At 71.4% G+C, this 14,772-nt stretch carries 15 protein-coding genes; 9 read left to right on the plus strand and 6 right to left on the minus strand.

Annotation, left to right across the window (positions count from 1 at the left end):
• Nucleotides 1-24 precede the first annotated feature (24 nt).
• Nucleotides 25-813 (plus strand): ABC transporter ATP-binding protein, encoded by a 789-nt coding sequence (locus tag ACFYY2_RS24710; protein ID WP_388746421.1) that lies wholly within the window; start codon nt 25-27, stop codon nt 811-813.
• On the plus strand, nt 810-3,392 hold the full coding sequence (locus ACFYY2_RS24715; RefSeq protein ID WP_388746423.1) for an ABC transporter permease: 2,583 nt from the start codon (nt 810-812) through the stop codon (nt 3,390-3,392). Before ACFYY2_RS24710 ends, ACFYY2_RS24715 begins: the two co-directional genes overlap by 4 nt.
• Before the next feature lie 88 nt (nt 3,393-3,480).
• Here the strand turns inward: ACFYY2_RS24715 and ACFYY2_RS24720 are convergent, their stop codons facing one another.
• On the minus strand, nt 3,481-3,855 hold the full coding sequence (locus ACFYY2_RS24720) for a type II toxin-antitoxin system VapC family toxin (protein WP_388746425.1): 375 nt from the start codon (nt 3,853-3,855) through the stop codon (nt 3,481-3,483).
• Nucleotides 3,852-4,097, minus strand: a complete 246-nt coding sequence (locus tag ACFYY2_RS24725) for a type II toxin-antitoxin system Phd/YefM family antitoxin (RefSeq protein ID WP_053929133.1) — start codon at nt 4,095-4,097, stop codon at nt 3,852-3,854. The genes ACFYY2_RS24720 and ACFYY2_RS24725 overlap by 4 nt, the downstream gene beginning before the upstream one ends.
• 184 nt (nt 4,098-4,281) lie before the next feature.
• Here ACFYY2_RS24725 and mfd point away from each other — a divergent pair, with 184 nt between their 5' ends.
• A complete protein-coding gene (mfd, locus tag ACFYY2_RS24730; RefSeq protein WP_388746427.1) occupies nt 4,282-7,812 on the plus strand; it encodes a transcription-repair coupling factor in 3,531 nt (1,176 codons plus the stop codon).
• Between the two features lie 66 nt (nt 7,813-7,878).
• On the opposite strand, the gene ACFYY2_RS24735 is transcribed toward mfd, so the two are convergent.
• Nucleotides 7,879-8,007 carry a hypothetical protein gene (locus ACFYY2_RS24735; protein WP_388746429.1) on the minus strand — a complete coding sequence of 43 codons (129 nt, stop codon included), beginning with the start codon at nt 8,005-8,007 and terminating at the stop codon, nt 7,879-7,881.
• Nucleotides 8,008-8,065: 58 nt separating this feature from the next.
• Between ACFYY2_RS24735 and ACFYY2_RS24740 the strand changes: the two genes are divergently transcribed.
• Nucleotides 8,066-8,602: a GntR family transcriptional regulator gene (locus ACFYY2_RS24740; RefSeq protein ID WP_388746431.1), complete on the plus strand. Its 537-nt coding sequence runs from the start codon at nt 8,066-8,068 to the stop codon at nt 8,600-8,602.
• On the plus strand, nt 8,599-9,384 hold the full coding sequence (locus tag ACFYY2_RS24745) for a GntR family transcriptional regulator (protein ID WP_388746433.1): 786 nt from the start codon (nt 8,599-8,601) through the stop codon (nt 9,382-9,384). The genes ACFYY2_RS24740 and ACFYY2_RS24745 overlap by 4 nt, the downstream gene beginning before the upstream one ends.
• A 40-nt stretch (nt 9,385-9,424) precedes the next feature.
• Here the strand turns inward: ACFYY2_RS24745 and ACFYY2_RS24750 are convergent, their stop codons facing one another.
• Entirely contained in the window at nt 9,425-10,006 is a 582-nt protein-coding gene (locus ACFYY2_RS24750; protein ID WP_388746435.1) for a TetR/AcrR family transcriptional regulator, read from the minus strand.
• Nucleotides 10,007-10,112: 106 nt separating this feature from the next.
• Here ACFYY2_RS24750 and ACFYY2_RS24755 point away from each other — a divergent pair, with 106 nt between their 5' ends.
• Genes ACFYY2_RS24755 through ACFYY2_RS24770 form a run of 4 tightly spaced genes read left to right on the plus strand, consistent with a single transcriptional unit; the run spans nt 10,113 to nt 12,957 of the window.
• Nucleotides 10,113-10,979 (plus strand): hypothetical protein, encoded by an 867-nt coding sequence (locus ACFYY2_RS24755; RefSeq protein WP_388746437.1) that lies wholly within the window; start codon nt 10,113-10,115, stop codon nt 10,977-10,979.
• A 57-nt stretch (nt 10,980-11,036) separates the two neighbouring features.
• Nucleotides 11,037-11,774, plus strand: coding sequence for an HNH endonuclease family protein (locus tag ACFYY2_RS24760; RefSeq protein WP_388746439.1), 738 nt, complete (start codon nt 11,037-11,039; stop codon nt 11,772-11,774).
• Between the two features lie 49 nt (nt 11,775-11,823).
• Complete coding sequence (locus ACFYY2_RS24765; protein ID WP_388746441.1) at nt 11,824-12,150, plus strand: hypothetical protein; 327 nt, start codon at nt 11,824-11,826, stop codon at nt 12,148-12,150.
• Between the two features lie 60 nt (nt 12,151-12,210).
• The gene (locus tag ACFYY2_RS24770) at nt 12,211-12,957 is read left to right on the plus strand and encodes an N-acetyltransferase (RefSeq protein WP_388746443.1); all 747 of its coding nucleotides are present in this window, start codon (nt 12,211-12,213) and stop codon (nt 12,955-12,957) included.
• Nucleotides 12,958-13,027: 70 nt separating this feature from the next.
• On the opposite strand, the gene ACFYY2_RS24775 is transcribed toward ACFYY2_RS24770, so the two are convergent.
• Both ACFYY2_RS24775 and ACFYY2_RS24780 read right to left on the minus strand, forming a co-directional pair.
• Complete coding sequence (locus tag ACFYY2_RS24775) at nt 13,028-13,705, minus strand: HEAT repeat domain-containing protein (protein ID WP_388746445.1); 678 nt, start codon at nt 13,703-13,705, stop codon at nt 13,028-13,030.
• A gap of 108 nt (nt 13,706-13,813) precedes the next feature.
• The gene (locus ACFYY2_RS24780) at nt 13,814-14,641 is read right to left on the minus strand and encodes a DUF4190 domain-containing protein (RefSeq protein WP_388746447.1); all 828 of its coding nucleotides are present in this window, start codon (nt 14,639-14,641) and stop codon (nt 13,814-13,816) included.
• Nucleotides 14,642-14,772: the final 131 nt, after the last annotated feature.

The raw sequence follows: 14,772 nt of genomic DNA on the forward strand, positions 1-14,772 counted from the left end.
ATTGACCGACATAGGAGAGAAACCGTGACAACGGCTGTGACCATTCCCAGGCACGGGGACACCGGAGGGCGCACGGCCGTCGCCGCGCGGGCGCGCCAGGTCGTCAAGGCGTACGGGGCGGGGGAGACCAGGGTGGTGGCCCTCGACCACGTCGACGTGGACATCGCCCGGGGGCAGTTCACCGCGATCATGGGTCCGTCCGGTTCGGGCAAGTCGACCCTGATGCACTGCCTCGCGGGCCTGGACACGGTGACCTCCGGTCAGATCCACCTGGCCGACACCGAGATCACCGGCCTCAAGGACAAGAAGCTCACCCAGCTGCGCCGGGACCGGATCGGGTTCATCTTCCAGGCGTTCAACCTGCTCCCGACGCTCAACGCGATCGAGAACATCACGCTGCCGATGGACATCGCCGGCCGGAAGCCGGACGCGGAGTGGCTGCGGCAGGTCGTGGAGACCGTCGGTCTCGCCGAGCGGCTGAAGCACCGGCCCACCCAGCTCTCCGGCGGCCAGCAGCAGCGCGTCGCGGTGGCCAGGGCGCTCGCGGCCCGGCCCGAGATCATCTTCGGCGACGAGCCGACCGGGAACCTCGACTCACGGGCCGGCGCCGAGGTGCTGTCGTTCCTGCGCAAGTCCGTGGACGAACTGGGCCAGACCATCGTCATGGTCACCCACGACCCGGTGGCCGCCTCGTACGCGGACCGGGTGCTGTACCTCGCGGACGGGTCGATCGTCGACGAGATGCAGAACCCCACGGCCGAGCAGGTCCTCGACCGCATGAAGGACTTCGACGCGCGCGGGCGGACGTCATGACCGTGTGGAAGACCTCGATGCGCAACTTCCTGGCGCACAAGGGGCGGATGGCGCTGTCGGCCGTCGCGGTCCTGCTGTCGGTGGCGTTCGTGTGCGGCACGCTCGTCTTCACCGACACCATGAACACCACCTTCGACAAGCTCTTCGCCGCGACCTCCGCCGATGTGACGGTCAGTCCCAAGGCGGCCGGCGGCGCCGACGACATCCCGGAGAACGGCAAGCCCGCGGCACTGCCGCAGTCCGTCGTGGCCGAGGTCGCGGGCGCCGACGGTGTGAAGAAGGCCGAGGGCGCCGTCACGAGCATGGCCGTCACACTGGTCGACAGCCACGACAAGAACCTCGGTTCGGACACCGGCGCCCCGACCATCGCGGGCAACTGGACCGAGAACGACCTGCGGTCCATGGAGATCACCTCCGGCCACGCCCCGCGCGGCCCCACCGAGGCGATGATCGACGCGGACACGGCGGAGAAGCACCACCTGGAGATCGGTGACGAGGTGCGCACCATCGCCGTCACCGGGGACATCCGGGCGAAGGTCACCGGCATCGCCTCGTTCACCGTGACCAACCCCGGTGCGGCCGTCGTCTACCTCGACACGGCCACCGCCCAGCAGAAGCTCCTGGGCGCCCCCGGCGTGTTCACGCACATCGCCGTCACCGCCGAACCCGGTGTGAGCGACGAGCAGTTGAAGCGGAACGTCGGCGCGGTCCTGGGCGACCAGGGGGCGTACAAGCTCCGGACCCAGAAGGAGAGCGCGGCGGACAACAAGGACTCCATGGGCTCGTTCCTGGACGTCATGAAGTACGCGATGCTCGGGTTCGCCGGGATCGCGTTCCTCGTCGGCATCTTCCTGATCGTCAACACCTTCTCGATGCTCGTCGCCCAGCGCACCCGCGAGATCGGCCTGATGCGGGCCATCGGCTCCAGCCGCAAGCAGGTCAACCGGTCCGTGCTCATCGAGGCGGTCCTCCTGGGCATCGTCGGATCGGTCCTGGGTGTCGGGGCGGGCATCGGCCTCGCCGTCGGGCTGATGAAGCTCATGGGCGCCATGGGCATGGAACTGTCGACCAGGGACCTCACCATCGCCTGGACGACGCCGGTGATCGGGCTGGTGCTCGGCATCGTCGTCACCGTCCTCGCCGCCTACATCCCGGCCCGCCGGGCCGGCAAGGTCTCCCCGATGGCCGCGCTGCGCGACGCCGGGACCCCCGCCGACGCCAGGTCCGGCTGGGTCCGTGCGGCCCTGGGGCTCGTCCTCACCGGTGCGGGCGCCGCCGGCCTCTGGGCGACGACCCGGGTCGACGACGCGACCGAGGGCTCGCTCTACCTCGGCCTCGGCGTGGTCCTCACCCTGATCGGCTTCATCGTGATCGGCCCGCTGCTCGCCGGCGGGATCGTACGGGTGCTCGGTGCCGTCGTCCTGCGGCTGTTCGGCCCGGTCGGCCGGCTGGCGGAGCGCAACGCACTGCGCAACCCGCGCCGTACGGGAGCGACGGGCGCCGCCCTGATGATCGGCCTGGCCCTGGTCGCCTGCCTCTCGGTCGTCGGCTCCTCCATGGTCGCCTCGGCCACCGACGAGCTCGACAAGTCGGTCGGCACGGACTTCATCGTCCAGTCGAACACCGGCCAGCTGATCGTGCCGCAGGCCGCGCAGGCCATGGAGAAGGTGCCGGGCATCGCGCACGTCACCGACTACAAGGTCCTCTCCGCGAAGCTCACCAACCCCGACGGCTCGACCGTCGACGAGGACGTCACCGCGGCGGACCCGACGTACCCGCAGGACCTGCGGCGCAAGACCGTGGCCGGCGACCTGGCGAAGGCGTACGGCGCGGACTCGATGTCGGTCGGCTCGGACTACGCCGCGCTCCACAAGATCAAGGCCGGGGACGAGATCACCGTCGCGTTCAAGGCCGGTGAGACCGCGAAGCTGAAGGTCGCCGCGATCACCTCGGACGAGACGAACGTCGACAAGGGCGCGATGTACATCAACGTCACGACCGCCGAGCGCTACGTCTCCGCCGACAGGATGCCCACGAACATGATCATGTTCGCCTCGGCCGAGGACGGCAAGGAGAAGGAGGCGTACGCCGCGCTCAAGAGCGCCCTCGCCCCCTACCCGCAGTACAAGGTGCAGAACCAGGCCGACTTCAAGGAGGACCTGAAGGACCAGATCGGCCAGCTGCTGAACATCGTCTACGGCCTGCTCGCCCTGGCGATCATCGTGGCGGTGCTGGGTGTGGTGAACACCCTGGCCCTGTCGGTCGTCGAGCGGACCCGCGAGATCGGCCTGATGCGGGCGATCGGCCTCTCCCGCCGCCAGCTGCGCCGGATGATCCGGCTGGAGTCCGTGGTCATCGCCCTCTTCGGTGCCCTGCTCGGACTCGGCCTGGGCATGGGCTGGGGCACCTCGGCCCAGAAGCTGCTGGCTCTCGAAGGGCTCGGGGTCCTGGAGATCCCGTGGCCGACGATCCTCACGGTGTTCGTCGCCTCGGCCTTCGTCGGACTGTTCGCCGCCTTGGTCCCGGCCTTCCGGGCGGGCCGGATGAACGTCCTGAACGCCATCGCCACGGACGGGTGACGGAGCCCGCCGTAGGATGACCGAACCGGCCCCGGGACGTTCCTCCAAACGTCCCGGGGCCGGTTCGCCTCCGTCCGCGCCGCTCCGGTCAGGCGTGCATGACCGGCACGTCGTACTGGGGGATCCACTTGTCGCGGGTGACGACCGTCAGCCCCTCGGTCTGGGCCTGGGCGACGAGGATGCGGTCGAAGGGGTCGCGGTGGAGCGGCGGGAGGCGGCCGGCCTTGACGCCGTGTTCCGCGGTGATGGGCAGCCCCTTGAACTGCAGGTCCCGGGCGCGTTCGGCGAGATCTGCTTCGCCTTTCAGCTTCCCGAGCTCCTGCTTGATCGCGATCTCCCAGGGGGTCGCGGCGCTGAGGTACACATCTGCCTCGGTGCGCAGGATGACCTTCAGGTCGTCGGACAGCTCCGGTGAGGCGTTCAGCCACCAGAGGGCGACATGGGTGTCGAGGAGGAGCTTCATCCGCGCATCCCGAATGCCTCGGCGATGTCGTCCGGCAGTTCATCGAAGTCGTCCGGGATGTGGATCTGTCCGCGGAGGGCGCCGTAGTCCGTCCGGTTGACCTTGGACCTCAGGGGCACGACCTTCGCGATGGGCTCGCCGGCCCGGCTGATGACGACCTCCTCGCCGGTCTCGACCTGCTGCAGTATCCGGGAGAAGTGCGTCTTCGCCTCGTGCACGTTGTACTGCCGGGCTGCTTCCATGATCGCCTCGCTCGGGCCGGAAATGGACTAGCTGCTGGACTAAGGCTAGTCCCGCTGCCGCCGTACGGACAACGCCATTCCCTCGCGCGGGTGACATACCGGCGTCGTACGCTGGAGACCCCGGCCCGTCCCACGTGTCGGGCCCTTCGCGTTGCTCACTCGCCACACCGGACGGAATCCCTTCATGAGCCTGCACGGTCTGCTGGACGTCGTCGTCACCGACCCGGCGCTCTCCGAAGCGGTGAAGGCCGCCTCCGACGGCCACCGGGCCCATGTCGACCTGGTCGGCCCGCCCGCCGCCCGCCCCTTCGCCGTCGCCGCGCTGGCCCGCGAGGCCGGCCGGACCGTGCTCGCCGTCACCGCGACCGGGCGCGAGGCCGAGGACCTGGCCGCCGCGCTGCGGACCCTGCTGCCCCCCGACAGCGTGGCGGAGTTCCCCTCCTGGGAGACCCTGCCCCACGAGCGGCTCTCGCCCCGCTCCGACACGGTCGGCCGCCGTATCGCCGTGCTGCGCCGACTGGCGCACCCTCGGGCGGACGACCCGGAGACCGGCCCGGTCAAGGTGATCGTCGCACCGGTCCGGTCCGTGCTCCAGCCGCAGGTCAAGGGGCTCGGCGACCTGGAACCGGTGGCGCTGCGCAACGGACAGAGCGCGGATCTGGGCGAGGTCGTGGAGGCGCTCGCGGCGGCGGCGTACGCCCGTGTGGAGCTGGTCGAGAAGCGGGGCGAGTTCGCCGTGCGCGGCGGCATCCTGGACGTCTTCCCGCCGACCGAGGAGCACCCGCTGCGGGTGGAGTTCTGGGGCGACGACGTCGAGGAGATCCGCTACTTCAAGATCGCCGACCAGCGCTCCCTGGAGGTCGCCGAGCACGGGCTGTGGGCCCCGCCGTGCCGGGAGCTGCTGCTCACGGATGACGTACGCGAGCGGGCGGCAGCCCTCGCGGAGGCGCACCCGGAGCTGGGCGAGCTGCTGGGGAAGATCGCCGAGGGGATCGCCGTCGAGGGCATGGAGTCCCTGGCCCCGGTGCTCGTCGACGAGATGGAGCTGCTGATCGACGTCCTGCCGAAGGGCTCGATGGCGCTGGTCTGCGACCCCGAGCGGGTGCGGACCAGGGCGGCGGACCTCGTCGCGACCAGCCAGGAGTTCCTCCAGGCGTCCTGGGCGGCCACGGCGGGCGGCGGCGAGGCCCCGATCGACGTCGGCGCGGCCTCGCTGCGGGGTATCGCGGACGTCCGCGACCGGGCCCGCGAGCTGGGCATGATGTGGTGGTCCACCTCCCCCTTCGCCGCCGACGAGGAGCTGGACGGGGACACCCTGAAGCTCGGGATGCACGCCCCGGAGGCGTACCGGGGCGACACCGCCCGGGCGCTCGCCGACACCAAGGGGTGGCTGGCCGAGGGGTGGCGCACGGTGTACGTCACCGAGGGCCAGGGCCCCGCCTCCCGCACGGTCGAGGTCCTCGGCGGGGAGGGCATCGCGGCGCGGCTCGACGCGAACCTGACGGAGATCGCGCCCTCGCTCGTCCACGTCTCGTGCGGTGCCATCGACCACGGTTTCGTCGACCCCGGTCTGAAGCTCGCCGTGCTGACGGAGACGGACCTGACCGGGCAGCGCACGGCCACGAAGGACCTGGGGCGGATGCCGGCCAAGCGCCGCAAGTCCGTCGACCCGCTCACCCTGCAGACCGGCGACTACATCGTCCACGAGCAGCACGGCGTGGGCCGCTACATCGAGATGGTGCAGCGCGCCGTGCAGGGCGCGACCCGCGAGTACCTGCTCGTCGAGTACGCCCCCGCCAAGCGCGGGCAGCCCGGTGACCGGCTGTACATCCCGACCGACCAGCTGGAGCAGGTCACGAAGTACGTCGGCGGTGAGGCGCCCACCCTGCACCGGCTCGGCGGCGCCGACTGGACGAAGACGAAGCAGCGCGCCAAGAAGGCGGTCAAGGAGATCGCCGCCGACCTGATCAAGCTGTACTCCGCGCGCATGGCGGCTCCCGGGCATGCGTTCGGCCCGGACACCCCGTGGCAGCGCGAGCTGGAGGACGCCTTCCCGTACGCCGAGACGCCCGACCAGCTGTCCACGATCGCCGAGGTCAAGGAGGACATGGAGAAGTCCGTCCCGATGGACCGGCTGATCTGCGGCGACGTCGGTTACGGCAAGACGGAGATCGCGGTGCGGGCGGCCTTCAAGGCGGTCCAGGACGGCAAGCAGGTCGCCGTGCTCGTGCCGACGACGCTCCTCGTGCAGCAGCACTTCGGCACCTTCACCGAGCGGTACGCCCAGTTCCCCGTCAACGTGCGGGCGCTGAGCCGCTTCCAGTCGGACACCGAGTCGAAGGCGACGCTGGAGGGGCTGAAGGACGGGTCCGTCGACCTGGTCATCGGTACGCACCGGCTGTTCTCGTCGGAGACGAAGTTCAAGGACCTGGGCCTGGTCATCGTCGACGAGGAGCAGCGCTTCGGCGTCGAGCACAAAGAGCAGCTGAAGAAGCTCCGGGCCAACGTGGACGTGCTCACCATGTCGGCGACGCCCATTCCCCGTACGCTCGAAATGGCCGTCACGGGCATCCGCGAGATGTCGACGATCACGACGCCCCCGGAGGAGCGGCACCCCGTCCTCACCTTCGTCGGGCCGTACGAGGAGAAGCAGATCGGCGCGGCCGTGCGGCGCGAACTCCTGCGTGAGGGCCAGGTGTTCTACATCCACAACCGGGTCGAGTCCATCGACCGGGCGGCGGCCAGGCTGCGCGAGATCGTGCCCGAGGCGCGGATCGCGACGGCGCACGGACAGATGGGCGAGAGCCAGCTGGAGCAGGTCGTCGTCGACTTCTGGGAGAAGCGGTTCGACGTGCTGGTCTCGACGACGATCGTCGAGTCCGGCATCGACATCTCCAACGCCAACACGCTGATCGTGGAGCGCGGCGACAACTTCGGCCTGTCCCAGCTGCACCAGCTGCGCGGCCGTGTCGGCCGTGGCCGGGACCGGGGGTACTCCTACTTCCTGTACCCGCCGGAGAAGCCGCTGACGGAGACCGCGCACGAGCGCCTGGCGACGATCGCCCAGCACACCGAGATGGGCGCGGGCATGTACGTGGCGATGAAGGACCTGGAGATCCGCGGCGCCGGAAACCTCCTGGGCGGCGAGCAGTCCGGCCACATCGCCGGGGTCGGCTTCGACCTGTACATCCGGATGGTCGGCGAGGCGGTGGCCGACTACCGGGCCGCCGTGGACGGCGCGGCCGAGGAGGAGCCGCCGCTGGAGGTCAAGATCGAGCTGCCGGTGGACGCGCACATCCCGCACGACTACGCCCCCGGGGAGCGGCTGCGCCTGCAGGCGTACCGCTCCATCGCCTCCGCGAACTCGGAGGAGGACATCAGGGCGGTGCGCGAGGAGCTCACCGACCGCTACGGCAAGCTGCCGGAGCCGGTGGAGAACCTCCTGCTGGTCGCGGGCCTGCGGATGCTCGCGCGGGCCTGCGGGGTGGGCGAGATCGTGCTCCAGGGCCCGAACATCCGCTTCGCGCCGGTGGAGCTGCGCGAGTCGCAGGAGCTGCGGCTGAAGCGGCTGCACCCGAAGACGATCTTCAAGCCGGCCGCGCAGCAGATCCTGGTGCCGCGCCCGACCGCGGGCCGGATCGGCGGGAAGCCGGTGGTGGGCCGCGAACTCCTCTCGTGGACCGGGGAGTTCCTTACGACGATCCTGGGGTCGTAGGGCCGAGACGTTTCGCGCGCGGGCCCCGCCGGACTGTCCGGCGGGGCCCGCGCGTCTTCCCTGGCCCTACGGCACGGTGGGGCGGTCGAAGGCGACCCAGACCGTCTTGCCGACGACGTGGTGGTCGACGCCCAGTTCCGCGGCCACCCGTTGAGCGAGGAAGAGCCCGCGGCCCGAACTGCTCTCCTCGCTCACTCCGGATGCCTTCACCTACCGTGTGCTCGACAGGGCGGGGCGGCGACGAGGAGGAACCATGGCCCAGGGAGATCCGGTCACCACGTCGGCCCGTTACCTCGCGCCCTCCGAGGGCGGTGACGCGTGGGCGGCCGAGGCGGCGGTCGACGGACGTCGGGGAACGCAGGAGATCGTGCGGGCGGGTGAGGCGGTCGCTCCGGACCGGGTGGCCGCGCTTCTCGGTCTGGAGAAGGGCCGGCAGGTCGTCGAGCGGCGCAGGGTCATGTACCTCGACGGGGTGCCCTGCGAGTTGACCGACAGCTACTACCCGGTTCGGATCGCACGGGGCACGAAGCTGGCAGGGACTGCCAGGATCCGGGGAGGAGCCGTGCGGCTCCTGGCGGAGCTCGGTCACGTCGGCGTCAGGGTGGTGGAGGAGGTGGCCGCCCGCATGCCCACGGCGGACGAGCGGACCGCTCTGGCCATGGATGCGGACGGACCCGTCCTGGAGGTGCTGCGGCTCACGCTGGACGCGCGCGACCGGCCGGTCCAGGCCGACGTGATGGTCATGCCGCCGGGTGGTCAGCGGCTGAGGTACGAGATCAGGATCGGATGAGCGTGTCCGGAAACGAAGAGGAGGCTGCAGACCGTCGCTCGCTCCACGAGCGCATCGCGGCCGATCTGCGGGACGAGATCATGTCGGGGGACCTGGAGCCCGGAGTCAGTCTTCCGTCCACGGTGCGGTTGAAGGAGCGGTTCGGCGCGTCGAACGCCACGGTCCAGAAGGCGCTGCATCTCTTGAAGGAGGAGCGGCTGGTGATCGGCAGGGCTGGGGCATCGGTCACCGTGCGTGATCATCGGCAGCGGACGATGCGCCCCGCGTCGTACATGGCGCCTGCGGCTTCCGGTGAGCCGTACCGCTGGTTGACCGAGGCGTCGCGCTCCGGTGCCCGTGCGCACAGCGCGCTGGTGGAGGTCGCCGAGGCGGTGCCTCCGACGGACGTGGCCGACGCGCTGGGCCTGCGGCGCGGAGAGGCCGCTGCCCTTCGGCGTCAGGTGCTGTCGATCGACGGCGAGCCGGCGGAACTGGTCGCGTCGTACTACCCGCTGGAGATTGCTCGCGAGACCGCGATCACCGGACAGCGACGGATTCCCGGCGGGACACCCACTCTGCTGGCCTCGCTCGGTTACCCGCCCAGGCTCAGCGTGGACCGGGTGTCCGCGCGTGTGGCCACGCAGGAGCAGTACCGGCTGCTCGGGCTCCCCGGCGACCTTCCCGTACTGCGCACCTTGCGTGTCGTCTTCAGCGATCACGACCGGCCGATCGAGGCCACGGTCATGGTGAAGGCGGGGCATCTCTACGAGGTGCAGTACGAGTTCTCGTCGGGTTCCGCCTGACAGCTCCTCGGGCATACGGTGACCCGGCGGGCCCGCCATGTCACCCGGCGTCGCCGCTGCGCCGCGTGAAGACCGCGCCTGCCAGTGCGCGGAAGGCGGATTCCGGGGTGCGGCCTTCCAGGGCGTCGGAGAGGTTGCCGCTCAGCAGCAGCGTGGCGAAGCCGTGGGCGAGGGACCATGCGGCGATGCCCGCGAGCCGGGCGTCCTCGCCCCGGGCCTCCTCGGGCAGGTCGCCGACCCCCGCGCGCAGTTCCCCGGTGGCGCGGGCCTTCGCGGCGAGCAGGCCGGGGTCGTCGGCGCGGTGGAGCTCGGGGCGGAACATCACCTGGAAGTGCGCGGGGTGCCGGGCGGCGAACCGTACGTAGGCCACGCCCCGTTCCCTGAGGTCGGGGGCCTCGGCCAGGGCGTCCGCGAAGAGCGCGTAGCCCTCGGCGGCGACGGCGGTGAGCAGGCCGGTGCGGTCCTTGAAGTGGTGGGCCGGTGCGGCGTGGGAGACGCCCGCCCGGCGGGCCAGGTCGCGCAGGGACAGGGCGTCGGGGCCGTCCTCGGCGATGGCGTCGAGGGCGGCGGCGAGCAGGGTCCGTCGCAGGTCGCCGTGGTGGTAGGCGCGTTCGCTGGTCATGGGACGTACCGTACGCGCAATCTAGTCATTGACAAGTTCAAGGGGAGAGGTGCACCCTGAACATCTAGTCACTGACAAGATGGACCGGGGAGCGGGAGGTCGGCAGATGTCCGACGAATCGGGTCGGGTGCGTCAGATGTGGCACCTGCTGGAGCCCTTGCACGCCGTCGTCTACTACGCACCGGAGGCCTTCGAGGAAGCCGCCGCGCTGGGATACGGGACGGACGAGCGGTGGCCCTCCTACTTCGCGTGGCGCGCCGCACCGCTCGGGGCGGTGGACGCCGAGCGGGTGACCGGGACCTTCTACAGCTTCAGCCCCCGGATGATCGGCGGCCACCTGCCGGCCGGCTGGTCCGTCGCGACGCCGGACGAGGTGCTCGCGGCCAGGACGAGGGCCGTCGGCCGGGCGTACCGGGCGCTGTTCGGGGACGCCGTTGACGGCCCCGGGTTCGCCGGAGCCGCCGCGCTCGCCCGCCGGGCCGCGCTGGCCGCCGACGTGACCGGGCGCCCCCTCGCGGCGGCGGCCGCCGCCCTGCCGTGGCCGGAGGAGCCCCACCTGGTGTTGTGGCACGCGGCAACGATCCTGCGGGAGCACCGGGGCGACGGCCACGTGGCGGCGCTCGTCGCGGCGGGCCTCGACCCGGTGGAGTCGCTGGTCTCCTTCGCGGCCGTCGGCGCCGCCCGGCCCGAGGTGTTCGCGAGCCGGGGATGGAGCGCCGGGGAGTGGGAGTCGGCCCGTGGTCGTCTCGCCGCGCGAGGGCTGGTGGAGGCGGACGGCACGGCGACGGTCGAGGGCCGCGCGCTGCGCGCCGAGGTCGAGCGCCGTACGGACGAGAGCGCGGCGCAGCCCTGGGAGGCGCTCGCAGCCGATGAGCGGGATCGGCTCGTGGAGCTGCTGGGGCCGGTGTGGGTGGGGGTGCTCGGCTCGGGGCTGCTGCCGTCCGAGACGACGCTGGGCATCGGCAAGGTGTGAGCCTGCGCGGGCCCGCCCCGTGCCGCGATTCCGGCCCGGCGCCTAACCTGGTTCGCTGTGAAGCCATCTGACACAGTGAGCCCCCGAAACCGCCTCCTCGCCCTCGTGACCGTGGCCCTGACGGGTTCTCTGGTCCTGACCGGGTGTGACTCCCTCGACGAACTGCCCGACCCCGCGCGGTCCGAAGCGGCACCCGCCCCCGGCGGCAGCGCACTGCAGGCGGTCGAGGGCCTCACGGTCAAGGGCCGGGCGCCGAAGACCGGTTACGACCGCAGCGAGTTCGGGTCCGCCTGGGCCGACACCGACCACAACGGCTGCGGCACCCGTGACGACATCCTCGCAGACCAGCTCGACGACGTCTCCCGGGACTCCGACGGCTGCACGGTGCTCAGCGGGGTCCTGGACCCGGACCCGTACACCGGGACCCGCATCCAGTTCCAGCGCGGACGCAGCAAGGTGGACATAGACCATCTCGTCGCCCTGTCCGACGCCTGGCAGAAGGGCGCCCAGAAGTGGAGCGACGGCAAACGGCGTGCGTTCGCCAACGATCCGCTGAATCTGGTGGCGGCCGACTCCTCCACCAACCGGCGCAAGGGCGACGGGGACACCGCGACCTGGCTGCCGCCCAACAAGGACTACCGCTGCGCGTATGTCGCGGGGCAGGTCTCGGTGAAGAAGAAGTACGGACTGTGGGTGACGCAGGCGGAGCAGGACGCCATGACGGACGTGCTGAGGACCTGCCCGCAGGAGAAGCTGCTCGCGGGCGGCAACCCGACGGACGCCCCGGCGCGTTGAGCCCCGTGCGCACGGCGGGCCCGGATGCCGCCCTGTGGATACTGGGCGGATGTGGAGATGGCGGCTGACGGCCGCGGGGGCCAACCTGGCGCTCGGCGTGCCGGGCATCGTCCCGGTGTGGCTGGTCTGGTACTTCCTGACGAACGGGCCGCTCGCCGACGCCGGCTGGACCCGGCGCGAACCCACGGAGAACGACGGCATGCTGCTCTGGCTGGTGATCGTCGTGCCGGTGGTCGCGGTCTTCGGGATCAGCTGGTGGCTCGCCAACGGCCCGGTGCGCCGGAGGGCGGCGCTCGACCCGCGCGCGTACTGGCCGGCCGTGGTGCTGCTGACGCTCGTGCCGACCGCGGTGCGCGTTGCCACCACCTGCGCATGACGTGTGCGGCGTCGGTGAATTCGCTTGGCCGGCCGGTGCCCGGCGCCTACCGTGACGCCCATGGACCTGAAGATCACCACGCTCGCCGAGCGACCCGAGCTGGCGGGCGCGATCGACGGGATGCCCGTCACCTGGCCGGTCTTCGTGCTGGAGGACCTGGTGGGCTGGGCGAACTTCCCCCGCCTGGCCGTCGAGTTCCCCGAGTACGTGCTGGTCGCCACCGGTCCCGACGGCTCCGTGGTGTCCCGGGCCTACAGCGTGCCCTTCGCCCTGGACGTCCCGGGACGGGGCTCCCTGCCCGCGAGCGGCTGGGACCAGGTGCTGCTGTGGGCGTTCTCCGACCTGCGGCACGGGCGTACCCCGGACACGGTCAGCGCCATCGAGATCGCGGTGGCCACGGGGCTGCAGGGCCGGGGCGTGTCCGGGCGGATGCTGGCCGCCATGCGGGAGAACGCCCGGCGGCTCGGCTTCCGCGAGGTCGTGGCCCCGGTGCGGCCGAGCGCCAAGCACACGGACCCGGCGACGCCGATGGAGGAGTACGCCCGGCTGACCCGGGACGGGGACGGCCTGCCGGTGGATCCCTGGCTGCGGGTTCATGTGCGGGCGGGCGGGGTCATCGACTCGGTCGCGCCGACGTCGATGACCGTGAGCGCACCGCTCGACCGGTGGCGCGCCTGGACGGGGCTGCCGTTCGACACCGAGGGCCCCGTGGACGTGCCGGGAGCCCTGGTGCCGGTGCTGTGCTCGGTCCGGCACGGCTACGCGGTGTACGTCGAACCGAACGTGTGGGTGCGCCACCGGACGTGAGCCCGGGGGCGGGCCTGCCGAGGCCGGCACGGCGGCCGGCCGGGGACCCGTTCACGCGGTCGCCCGAGGGTCATCGTCGCCGGCGCTCCAGGGCGGCGGCCGCGGCGTCGGCCACGTCCGCCCTGGGGCCTGCCGCGCACGAGTCGAGGAACGCGCGGACCCGGTCACCGGGCCAGTCCCGTGCGGCGACCGCGGCCCAGTAGCGCAGGCCGTCGAACCGATCGAGCGGGTCGAGGAAGTCCAGGACCCGGTCGACGGTCGTGGCGTCCAGGGGCGGTGCGAGGGCGGCGACGGCCCGAAGGGCACCGTCGGCAAGCGCGGGGTTCCGGTGTCCCAGGCACCATTCCAGTGCGGCGGCGCCTTCTCCAGGGCCGCGCAGCCGGAGGAGCGCATCGCCGACGGCCACGTGGAGTGCGGTGTGTTCGGTGGGCCGCCGGGCCAGTTCCGACAGGAATCCGACGGCGGGCCCGTAGGCGCACGCCCCGAGGGCCATGACCATCTCGTACTGCGTTTCCCAGGTGCGGGGGTCGCCGGTCTCGCGGCGGAGCGCGTCGAGCAGCGCCGGGCCGGCCGTCACGTCCGGCGACCTGCCCAGTCGCCTCGCGGCGGAACGGCGCTTGGCCGACGCCTTGTCGCCCAGCTGCGCGACCACTGTCTCCCTGGTAAGCGACAACGTCTTTCCTGCTCTCCTGAGGTTGGACCTGCCGACCTGCTGCCGCGGCCTGGTGTCGTGCTCCGGAAGAGGCATGGTGCCCTCCCCCGGGGAGGCGCCCGCATCTCCGGGCGCCTGCCTGCCTCGTGGAGCCGTGGACCGTGCGCCGTCGTGCGTGGGCCGTCGTGCGCGGCCCACGGTGTGTCAGAGCTTCAGGTCCCACTGGTCGGCGTCCCATTCGAGGCCCGGGCTGACCTCGACGGTGAGGTTCTTCGCGTCCGCCGGTGCGTCGAAGGCGAACTGTGCGGTGATCTTCTTGCCCGGGAGGACCGTTCCGCTGAAGCCCTTGCCGACCTTGCCGTCGAAGATCTGCTCGGCGTTGACGCCGTCCTTGCCGGCGCGGGCGTCCACGGTGGCCAGACTCGCGTCGAACTTCTCCTTGCCCTTGTTCTCCAGGACGACGGTCACCTTGTACGCGCTGTTGCCCTTGGTGTGTCCGGCTGCGATCGCGTCCGGCGTGTAGGCGTTCGCGGGTCCGACCGTGACCTCCAGGCCGTCGTCGTACACGGCCGTGTCCGCTTCGTCCAGGCTCACGGCCTTCTCCTCGGCGGTGTCCTTCTCCGCGCCACCCGTGCCACCCGTGGCCGTCCCCGGCTTCGCGGAGGCCGCGCTCCCCGACACCTCCTTGTTGATGTCCTTCACCACGTCGTCCACGGCCTTGAACGTCAGGACGCCTCCGACCACCGACAGGATGAGCGAGACCAGGCCGAGCACCGCGCCGAACGTCGCCACGCCCTTGTTGGTCGCCTCCCCGCGCTTGGCGCGGCCCCGTGCCGCGAGGCCCAGGATCAGGGCGATGACTCCGAGGATGCCCGCCAGCCAGAAGAGCAGCGGCACCAGACCGGAGACCGTCCCGATGATGCCGAGGACGAGGGCGGCGACACCGAGCCCGTTGCGGGCGGGCCGCGTGCCGGGAGCCTGGGCGGGGGCGTACGGCTGCTGGGGCTGAGGCGACTGCGTGTACTGAGACATGGGTGTGCCCTTCGGCGAATGACGGGGATGTGAGCGGCGAGAAGCGCCGCCCCGTTGTGCGATGGGTCAATAAGAGCAGAGCCTGTGAACCGGGTCAACACGTGATCCATTGTTTCGAGTCGTCTCATGCG

It is taken from the genome of Streptomyces sp. NPDC001822, assembly GCF_042892135.1.
Classification (GTDB): domain Bacteria; phylum Actinomycetota; class Actinomycetes; order Streptomycetales; family Streptomycetaceae; genus Streptomyces.

What these genes read in the sequence shown, in the direction of transcription:
- ACFYY2_RS24715 (WP_388746423.1), top strand. Translation starts at nt 810, where the DNA reads ATGACCGTGTGGAAGACCTCGATGCGCAACTTCCTGGCGCACAAGGGG.
- ACFYY2_RS24720 (WP_388746425.1), bottom strand. Translation starts at nt 3,855, where the DNA reads ATGAAGCTCCTCCTCGACACCCATGTCGCCCTCTGGTGGCTGAACGCC.
- ACFYY2_RS24725 (WP_053929133.1), bottom strand. Translation starts at nt 4,097, where the DNA reads ATGGAAGCAGCCCGGCAGTACAACGTGCACGAGGCGAAGACGCACTTC.
- mfd (WP_388746427.1), top strand. Translation starts at nt 4,282, where the DNA reads ATGAGCCTGCACGGTCTGCTGGACGTCGTCGTCACCGACCCGGCGCTC.
- ACFYY2_RS24740 (WP_388746431.1), top strand. Translation starts at nt 8,066, where the DNA reads ATGGCCCAGGGAGATCCGGTCACCACGTCGGCCCGTTACCTCGCGCCC.
- ACFYY2_RS24745 (WP_388746433.1), top strand. Translation starts at nt 8,599, where the DNA reads ATGAGCGTGTCCGGAAACGAAGAGGAGGCTGCAGACCGTCGCTCGCTC.
- ACFYY2_RS24750 (WP_388746435.1), bottom strand. Translation starts at nt 10,006, where the DNA reads ATGACCAGCGAACGCGCCTACCACCACGGCGACCTGCGACGGACCCTG.
- ACFYY2_RS24755 (WP_388746437.1), top strand. Translation starts at nt 10,113, where the DNA reads ATGTCCGACGAATCGGGTCGGGTGCGTCAGATGTGGCACCTGCTGGAG.
- ACFYY2_RS24765 (WP_388746441.1), top strand. Translation starts at nt 11,824, where the DNA reads ATGTGGAGATGGCGGCTGACGGCCGCGGGGGCCAACCTGGCGCTCGGC.
- ACFYY2_RS24770 (WP_388746443.1), top strand. Translation starts at nt 12,211, where the DNA reads ATGGACCTGAAGATCACCACGCTCGCCGAGCGACCCGAGCTGGCGGGC.
- ACFYY2_RS24775 (WP_388746445.1), bottom strand. Translation starts at nt 13,705, where the DNA reads ATGCCTCTTCCGGAGCACGACACCAGGCCGCGGCAGCAGGTCGGCAGG.
- ACFYY2_RS24780 (WP_388746447.1), bottom strand. Translation starts at nt 14,641, where the DNA reads ATGTCTCAGTACACGCAGTCGCCTCAGCCCCAGCAGCCGTACGCCCCC.